The organism is Anaerocolumna jejuensis DSM 15929 (genome assembly GCF_900142215.1).
Lineage (GTDB): Bacteria > Bacillota > Clostridia > Lachnospirales > Lachnospiraceae > Anaerocolumna > Anaerocolumna jejuensis.
In genome coordinates, this window is record NZ_FRAC01000015.1 from 180,899 (window position 1) to 189,611 (window position 8,713).

11 protein-coding genes are annotated in these 8,713 nt (G+C 34.4%); 1 reads left to right on the forward strand and 10 read right to left on the reverse strand.

The annotated features are described in order from the left end of the window. Positions 1-7: 7 nt before the first annotated feature. From BUB77_RS15725 to BUB77_RS15775, 10 genes are all read right to left on the reverse strand, one after another. Entirely contained in the window at positions 8-301 is a 294-nt protein-coding gene (locus BUB77_RS15725; RefSeq protein ID WP_073277603.1) for a hypothetical protein, read from the reverse strand. Next, positions 264-875, reverse strand: coding sequence for a hypothetical protein (locus tag BUB77_RS29940; RefSeq protein WP_170866664.1), 612 nt, complete (start codon positions 873-875; stop codon positions 264-266). The genes BUB77_RS15725 and BUB77_RS29940 overlap by 38 nt, the downstream gene beginning before the upstream one ends. Before the next feature lie 3 nt (positions 876-878). Next, the gene (locus tag BUB77_RS15735; protein ID WP_073277607.1) at positions 879-1,175 is read right to left on the reverse strand and encodes a WXG100 family type VII secretion target; all 297 of its coding nucleotides are present in this window, start codon (positions 1,173-1,175) and stop codon (positions 879-881) included. A 632-nt stretch (positions 1,176-1,807) separates the two neighbouring features. Then, on the reverse strand, positions 1,808-2,152 hold the full coding sequence (locus tag BUB77_RS15740) for a hypothetical protein (protein WP_073277609.1): 345 nt from the start codon (positions 2,150-2,152) through the stop codon (positions 1,808-1,810). Continuing rightward, positions 2,139-3,659 carry a hypothetical protein gene (locus BUB77_RS30475; RefSeq protein WP_242962529.1) on the reverse strand — a complete coding sequence of 507 codons (1,521 nt, stop codon included), beginning with the start codon at positions 3,657-3,659 and terminating at the stop codon, positions 2,139-2,141. Before BUB77_RS30475 ends, BUB77_RS15740 begins: the two co-directional genes overlap by 14 nt. A gap of 857 nt (positions 3,660-4,516) precedes the next feature. Then, positions 4,517-4,930 (reverse strand): hypothetical protein, encoded by a 414-nt coding sequence (locus BUB77_RS15750; protein ID WP_073277611.1) that lies wholly within the window; start codon positions 4,928-4,930, stop codon positions 4,517-4,519. 15 nt (positions 4,931-4,945) lie between these two features. Continuing rightward, on the reverse strand, positions 4,946-5,209 hold the full coding sequence (locus BUB77_RS15755; RefSeq protein ID WP_139241202.1) for a hypothetical protein: 264 nt from the start codon (positions 5,207-5,209) through the stop codon (positions 4,946-4,948). A gap of 22 nt (positions 5,210-5,231) precedes the next feature. Further along, positions 5,232-5,495, reverse strand: a complete 264-nt coding sequence (locus BUB77_RS15760; RefSeq protein ID WP_139241203.1) for a hypothetical protein — start codon at positions 5,493-5,495, stop codon at positions 5,232-5,234. A 74-nt stretch (positions 5,496-5,569) separates the two neighbouring features. After that, on the reverse strand, positions 5,570-5,842 hold the full coding sequence (locus BUB77_RS15765) for a hypothetical protein (protein ID WP_084124315.1): 273 nt from the start codon (positions 5,840-5,842) through the stop codon (positions 5,570-5,572). 272 nt (positions 5,843-6,114) lie between these two features. Further along, complete coding sequence (locus tag BUB77_RS15775; RefSeq protein WP_170866665.1) at positions 6,115-7,479, reverse strand: hypothetical protein; 1,365 nt, start codon at positions 7,477-7,479, stop codon at positions 6,115-6,117. Positions 7,480-8,484: 1,005 nt separating this feature from the next. On the opposite strand from BUB77_RS15775, the gene BUB77_RS15780 reads away from it, so the two are divergent. Beyond that, positions 8,485-8,713, forward strand: a 229-nt coding sequence (locus tag BUB77_RS15780; RefSeq protein ID WP_139241204.1) for a helix-turn-helix domain-containing protein, incomplete at its 3' end; no start/stop codon positions are given.

The following is an 8,713-nucleotide window of genomic DNA, read 5'->3' on the forward strand; positions in this document are numbered from 1 at the left end:
TTTCCTCCTATAATGATTTAACCGCAGCGGATTTCCAAGTAAAATCAGATACATTCTTCTGTAATTCCTGTTCCTTCCGGTCCATCTCATCCAATATCTCTTTTATTTTTCTCTTATATGCGGCAGTCAATGTCAGCATAATTTCACATTTGTCCCGGGATTTTCCTTGCCATTCCTTGTTCTGCAGCCTTTTACGCAAGCTGCTTTCCACCTGTTCCAGCTCGCTAAATTTATCTTCAACCTTTTTTACACATGCCTTATAATCAGTAAGGCCATTTTTTATAACCTTGATTTCCGACATTATACTCCTCCTCAGGTTCTTCCCACTCTCTGGTATAGATTTTACTGTTCCACTCCTCTTTTTTTGAATTGCACTGCGAAATCGCCCCGTTCAAATCTTTCAGAAAAGCATTAAAGCTATTATCAATCTGTGTAAATCTGTCAAAATAGTCATCCCGCTTATTTTCATATTTAATCAGAAAATCTCCTGATAAGTCCCCCATATTGTAAACTTTGTTTTTTAATGCCCCTTTGCAGTTTCTCGCATCTGTTAATTTATCTGTAATCCTTTTCCGTTTATCAATAAGATTATTTTCAAGCCTTTCATATTCCTTCATTTTTGTTGAAGCATACTGATTAAATTTAGTCACCCACGGCATAACTCTCCCTCCTTTTATAACCCCACAATACTTTCTAGCGGTATTTTTTTCTTTGTATTTCTTTCTTAGTATATTTCGATTATCACAACCATCACAACCATTACGGCGCAATAAACAATTTTCAATTTGCTTTACTGTTTTTTCAATAAGACAAAAAGAGGCTGTCACAAAACCAGATATTCCTATTTTGCTACAGCCTCTTTCCCATTCAGACAATTACTATTTTATTTTACTGGCGATTGCAGCATCTGTATCTTCCATCGTCTTCGCGGTCGCATTCAGCTGACCCTGTATACCGGTTATAAGCTCCGGCAAATTCTTGCTTAAAACCGGCCACATTTTGTCGGTAAATTCTGCTACAAAAGCGGATTGAGCCGCACCTTCCCAGTTGGATGTAACTGTATCAATTCTTGCTTTTAATTGATTTGCTTCTGATGTCATTGCATCCAATTTGTCTTTTAAAAATCCTGCTGCTGATCTAAGTTCCTCCGGTGTGATTTTAATGGTTCCTGCCATTTGTTAATCTCCTTTCATTAGTCCTTTATTTATTTTAATCCTCCTGTTTAATATTACAGGGTGGATTAATAACGTATTATTGCTGCTTGATTTGTACTATTGAAGTATCAAGATTTGTTTGGTATTTAATGGTTCGCCAGATTACCAATTCACCATTCACTAATTCATCAATTCACCATTCACTAATTTACTTATTCACTAATTCATCAATTTACTTATTTACCAATTCACTTATTCACTTATTTACTAATTTTGATTAAGTATTAATCTTTTATTGCTCAATAAAATAGCTTCATATGTAAATTCTGTTTTGTTTTTTAATTCTGGTAATTTAATAACAATTTTTCAAAAATATATGTTGCTTTTATTTACAACAATATGACATATATTTTTACTTTTAGATGGATTTTTATCATCTTTTTAGTTAAAATATTTAGGCTGATTTTTATAGATATAGCAGTCTTGGCAGCAGTTATAATTCTCCTTTTAAAAACTGTAGTAAAAATTAAACTGTTTAAAAGATTGGGCGCATATTTGCTCCCATAAAAGAAAAAACGCCGGAAGTCCGGCGTTTAATGTATATTGATATAGATAGTCAGTATAATTCGTGTGATTTTTGTATTTTTCCAAAACTATTTCCAACCATGAGCTTCCAAAAATTTATCTGGAATACGTAATTCTAATTCATCCATTAATTCATTACAAAACACATCTAGATCAGCATCTGAATACCACTTCTGACTATTGCTTAAAGATATGTGATATTCTCCATATTCCAGGCTGCACCCAATTCTATCTAAATCATAGTTAAATAGAACAATGAAATAATTATATGCAGTAAATCTGATTTTAAAAGCTCTATGGGATGAATCATCTACCACATCAGATATTTCACTATAATCAAATTTATTTCCCAGTTTTTCTCTAAACTTATCACTTACATTCATAGCCATTTTTAGCGTATCATTTAATTGCATACCAAAATTCTCCTTCCTTATACAAATCTTTAAAACCATATTTATTTTGCAAATATAACCATTCATCCTTTAATGCACAATCTCCATAAATTCTTGGATCATGTGAAAATCGTATCTCATTTCCTGTCAATACAGCATCATCTAATGCGGGAATATTAAAATATTTAAACATATCTTTACCCTTACTATCTAATCCATATATATCAGTAATTTTCCCCCAGTCATCTCCTAAACTAAAATACTTGTTATCCCCTGCTTTAACAGTATAGGAATCTGGCCCCGCTATTGTCCAGTCTTCAGTGCCATCTGCTTTTATGCTTGGCCGATATTTTCCTAATGTCATAGCGTCAGAAGATGGATTATGGATACTTTCAATTCTATATCTGTTATATTCATCAATTGGTATCTTTCCATCAACTTTACCATCAATAATTTTTAATCCATTGATTGTTTCACTGCCACCCTCACTGTAGCTTAAACCCTCTTTTAATTTACCCGCCGCACCAGCTTCATCCAGTAACCCGATGCTATCAGCATTCCTATACTCCATCTTGATTACGTTCTCTAATTCTACACTACCACTCTCGAAATTACTTTGCAAGCCGGAATAATTCATAGATCTACTATATCTTAGCAGATTATAGGATTCTTTGAACAAACTTACTATCTGCCCTGCCATTCCAACAGTAATACAAACGGCTTCTGTTACATCTAAAGCCCCGGCAGTAAAATTGGATAAGTCATTCATTATGCCATTCCCATAATTCTTCTGACGTAATACGTCCGATAGTGTATCCCGATTTCCATAAATTTCAGCCCATGCAGGATTTCCATCCATTGCCGCATTTGCTGCCTGATAGGATGTTTTTACATTGACACAGCTGTTTAATGCTGCAATTCCAGTTCCAACAGCCAGACAAAATCCAGCAAAAGTTGAGACCGGAAACGTAGCGGCAAATATTGCTATTGCCAAACATGCTCCTGCTACGGCTTCAATCTCTTTAATTACATATTTTCCGCCTTCGCATTCATACCAATGCCTGATAGAGTCTTCCAGTGATTCTATGACAGTATTAAGACCTTCCAGTAAGTCTGCAATAGTTCCCATGAGCGGAATACTGTTTTTCAAATCAACCAGCAAACCTAATAATTTTGCCTTCCAGTCATCAAGGCGCAGGGATACATGGTGGTCCAGAAAATATTCTCTTTGGGCTGTGATGGCATCTGCAACTTCCTGATCGATTCGTTCTGCGGTTTCAAGCAGATTTGTAATTTGTTCTGCATAGTGATAGAAAGCATCGGATTTTTGCTTTAAAGTATTGATTTTATCCCTGACCGAATCACTTGCGCTTTGTAAGTATCCGGTAGAAGAGCCCGTAACATTTGCAATTCCACTTATGATTTTGTTTTCCAGGTTTTCCTCATATTCCTCTGCCCTTTTTCCTAAGAATTTCGAATATGCTGCAATGGATTCTAACACATCATACTCTAATATAAAATCCGACATACATTAATCCTCATTTCTTATTATCATTTTGTTTATGACTTTAAGGATGAATTACTAAACAGGGTATTATCACTTGCTTTTCACTACAGTATTAAAACTGACTGATACTTACTAACTTTTCAAACATGTATATAATAGTTCAATTTATAATTTGGGCTTAAATTATTGTAATTTTATAACATTGGTTCAACAATTTATGTTACTTATATTCATATACAATATGACATATTGTTTTACTTTCAGATGAATTTTTATCATTTTTATTTACTAAAATTGAGACTGATTTTAAAGTAAGGTTGTTGTTCCAGTTTTTACAATTCTGTCTCCTTCTTCAAAACAGTAGGATCGAAAATATTGCAGGTTAATGACGTATGGATGGTCACACAGCCTTTCAGCAAAAAAACACCGGCTGTTCCGGCGTTTAGGGTGCATTCTATAAATTCTCAGAGTTATTTGTTGTATATGGGGTAAATTTCATGATTTTATATTAGATTTAATATCACAATCGAATATGACATATGCTCCTAGACCATTTATAAAGAACCGAAAGTAGAATCAAGATTTATGGCATGGGCTTTTTAAGTTCCTCAATAACGCCCCAGTCAAACACAGAAAAAACAATAATTTCATCTTCAGAAACGAGTCCAATTGAATGGTTGTATAATAGTAAAATCCATTATGAGTTGTTCATAAAATCTTTGTATTAATTCTGGCAAGTTAACCCAATGGTTTTTAATTACAAAAGTTCTCTTATTTTGTTTTAAAAAGAAACTTCCGTGCCTTAATTTACGGAAAAAGCTCCACAAGCTCCTTGACAATATCAAGAGAACACTATACCTCTTTCAAAGTATACATTATTATCTCTTTTCTATATACTTAGTCCAATCAAGTGTGTTCAGATCAATATCCACAAGTATTTTTGTCAAACTCATAGCAAGGTCAACTTCCACCTTAAAAATAACTTCAATAGCTTCTTCTGGACCATCACTAATAACAATATACTCTATTCCTGTTATTGAATCAACTTCAACTAATATAAGAGAGCCATTTCTCCATTTCCAATGAAAATTAGGTTTTATAGTTTTAGGTAATAATGTTACTTTAACTTGCCAATTATTATTTTCATCTCTGTTTCCGTCAATTGACATACATTTTTCCAACCATTTGGGTTGCAATTCTTTAGGATGATTTTTCTCAAATGTCTCCTTTGCAATTTTGATAGCCATATCATAATCACACTTTATATCTTTTTTAACTAAATTTTCATTCATTATTAGCCTCCAAACTTAATTATTATTGCCCCTATATAGTTTTGCCATAGCTTCACGTCTAATTTCCTGTCTAATGTCCTCAGTTAACCAAGGCTCTTGTCCAAAGGGTAACCACACATCACCCTCAGCACCGCAAACGGAACTTCTTTTTTGACCTAACAATTTCAAAAATGGTTCATCTGCTGGACCAGGTTCAAGTGAATACCCAAAAGGATGAGTATGTCCAGAAAATTTCCCATAAACACCATTAATTAAATCATCATACATTTCTTGTGACACTCTAATTCGGTTTCCTTGACCCCTAAATATTAATCGTTGACCGCCTTTGGGTAAACATATTAAATTCGTCCCCTGTTACCCCTGTTAACTGGCGTAAATCGTTCATTGAAACTGATTTTTTAGAAATTATAGTCGTAGTGCCTGGCTCGTTAAGTAATTCAAGAAGTTCATGCTGCCTTTTATTTAAAGATGACATTGATTTTAATTTGCCAAAGCCCTCACCAGAAGTACTTATTGTATGCCCCGAACCCTTAATAAGGTCTGCACTCTTTTCCAATTCACCCACTGCACCGGTATCATCCGCTAAACCTATGTTCTTTGCCTAGAAATTTTAATGAGCTGAAAATCACTTTACCAAACTTATCCTTCGATAAATTCATATTTTGGAACTATATTTTTTAAATCATCATCATAAGTAACAAACCTAGCATTTTGGGGTGCCACTGCTCTACTAACATAAATTCCTTTTAAACATTCATTACACCAAATTTGTAAATATCCAATTTTTGTTTTCTTATCTCCAATGTATATATATTCCATCTCATTCTTACCACAATTAGGACATTTTATTTGATGTATACTATCAAAGTCATTTGCTATTTGAGGTATTATATCTATCCATTCCTTTCTCACTATTGTCCTCCGTATATAGTTCTATGAATTATAACTTGTCATGTCGGGTAGTTCCTCACCTTTTTTTATAAGTTTCAATATTTTTGAAGCTGAAGAAAGATACATTACCCTGTCAATTTCACTATCACTTACTCGTGATTGTATAATTTCATAGGTTTCTTTATTAATTCTAAACTCACCATATAACCTACCTTGTTCTCCATACTGATACACTACTGCATTGCCATCTTCATACTTTTTTCTTATAGAAACTGATAATCCGATAATATCACCTACTTTCCAAATACTTCTTTTGACCAATTAAACAATTCGTTAGCTTTAGCATGAGCAATTTCATAAGGTACATTATTGTCTCTCATATACTTCAGTTCAAAGAGTTCATGATTTAATAGCGTAATATCGCTAGGCTCTGGAGTTCCTTTAATTAGCCTATCCCATGCTTCTGCTTGCCAATAATTTGCATCGAATAATCTAACAGAACCATCTGAAAATATATGTTGTTTAATAAATAAATGTTCTTTTATATCTTTCAAATCTTCTAATGAGAAATCCGTATTTTTAGCAATTTTGATGTAGTCATCATCCATCAATCTAAAACTATCATACATACTCTCACCAAGTTCTTCAAGACGGAAGTACTCTTCAACACTAATCTTGCTTAAAATATCATCTACTGCACCAGATGACATCGCTTCAAAAGCTGAGTCAGCTTTGAATCCATTAATAGGCTCTGCACTTTCTTTCAATACTCCCACTACACTAGCATTATCCGCTAAACCTATGTTCTTTGTATTCTTATACTCCTCTTTTATAACATTCTCTAAATTATTTTGCAAGCCGGAATAATTTAATGACTTCCTATATTTTAGTAAATTGTAAGATTTTTTGAATAAATTTACTATCTGTCCCGCCATTCCAACGGTAATGCAAACAGCCTCCGTTACATCCAAAGCCCCTGCAGTAAAGTTGGACAAGTCATTCATTGTTCCATTCCCATAGTTTTTCTGGCGTAATACATCCGATAGTGTATCCTGTTTACCGTAGATTTCTGCCAACGCCGGGTTTCCGTCCATTGCTGCTTCTGTCGCCTTATAGGAAGTTTTTACATTGACACAGCTGTTCAATGCAGCAATTCCGAATCCAACCGCAAGGCAAAAGCCAGTGAAAGTTGAGATAGGAAATGTAGCGGCAAATACCGCTACTGCCAAACATGCTTCCGCAATGGCTGCGATTTCCCCAATAACATACTTTCCTCCCTCACATTCATACCAATGCCTGATAGAATCTCCCAGTGATTCTATGACAGTATTAAGCCCCTCCAGTAAATCGGCAATAGTTCCCAAGAGAGGGATACTGTTTTTCAAATCCACTAACAAACCCAATAATTTCGTCTTCCAGTCATCAAGGCGCAGGGATTTATGATGGTCCAGGAAATACTCTCTTTGAGCAGTGATGGCATCTGCAACTTCCTGGTCAATTCGTTCTGCGGTTTCAAGCAGATTTGTAATCTGTTCTGCATAGTGATAGAAAACATCAGATTTTTGATTTAAAGCATTGGCTTTATCCCTGACAGAATCACTTGCACTCTGCAGGTAGCCGGTAGAGGGGCCCGTAATACTTGCAATACCACTTATCATTTTCTTTTCAAGACTTTCCTCATATTCTCCTGCCCGTTTTCCTAAGGATTTCGAATATGCTGCAATGGATTCTAGCATATCATACTCTAATATGAAATCTGACATAGGCTAATCCTCATTTCTTATTTTCTTCCTGACATCAAATCTCGATAAATCCTTTCTTTCAAATTTTAAAAAATAATCTAATCCTATACTTTAAAATAATATGATGAATAATTTTTATTTTTTAATCATTTTTGATGTTTTCTGGGAAATATTTTTTAGAATACATTCAGAATATAAAATCTCAGTCTTATAAATTTGATATAGAAATGCAACAAATTTTACAGGCAGTGATATTCAATAGAAATCTGCAATGTAGGGAAAGTTGAGAACCACATAGAATTAACTACAAGTTTACTTACTTTTGAATAAATATAATATCATCACCATAAACTCATGGATGGAAGATTACTGTTATCTTCTGTTCATCTTCCTGTTGCTTTTTCTTAAGAAGTTGCATATATGCTTGTTTTCTCGTATGCTCTAGGTCGCGCATTTGAAACCATTTTTGAATTTTGGCATCGGATAATTTTCACTCTGTTTTGGTGATAAAATAGAGGGGAATCGTGGATTCGAAAATGACACCGGATAAAGGAACATGGTCACAATCGACCCGTTCCAAAGAACAACCGCCGGCATTGCCGATTATATAGATTTTGGGCTTAGATGGTCGGAATGACCTTAAGTGCGTCAGGTAGGTGGTTGAATCTACTAGTAAATCAGGGCATTTCATCACTTTTCATATTACTCTTAAGGTACATGCTCTATCAGTTCAAAGACAAGATTTTATATACCTCTGACAGTTAATCGAATACAATTTTTGTCTTCACATGATATTCTATAAGCAGATACATTTCCTTGATATATAAGAGCTTATTACATCTAGTATAACGTTTTCAAATTAACTGGTAAAACATGACTTTTTGTGCTATACTTGTACCATAAACGTTGGAGGTGCAAGTTATGGCAAGACCATCAAAATATTCCTGTATCAATCTCAGTGCCGATGAAGTCAGCAGATTGACCGATATAACAAGCTCAAGAACAGAAATGGTGCGCACTGTTCAAAGGGCAAAGATTATACTACTTACAGCAGAAGGTATTTCAGTTACTGCCATAGCAGATAAGCTTGACCTCAACCGTAAGTCGGTTGAACTATGCCTCGACAAATATCTTGAATCAGGCTTGGAGA

Bases quoted from the DNA above. Each gene is read 5' to 3' on its own strand.
- BUB77_RS15725 (WP_073277603.1), bottom strand. From the start codon at position 301: ATGTCGGAAATCAAGGTTATAAAAAATGGCCTTACTGATTATAAGGCA.
- BUB77_RS15735 (WP_073277607.1), bottom strand. From the start codon at position 1,175: ATGGCAGGAACCATTAAAATCACACCGGAGGAACTTAGATCAGCAGCA.
- BUB77_RS15740 (WP_073277609.1), bottom strand. From the start codon at position 2,152: ATGCAATTAAATGATACGCTAAAAATGGCTATGAATGTAAGTGATAAG.
- BUB77_RS30475 (WP_242962529.1), bottom strand. From the start codon at position 3,659: ATGTCGGATTTTATATTAGAGTATGATGTGTTAGAATCCATTGCAGCA.
- BUB77_RS15750 (WP_073277611.1), bottom strand. From the start codon at position 4,930: ATGAATGAAAATTTAGTTAAAAAAGATATAAAGTGTGATTATGATATG.
- BUB77_RS15775 (WP_170866665.1), bottom strand. From the start codon at position 7,479: ATGATAAGTGGTATTGCAAGTATTACGGGCCCCTCTACCGGCTACCTG.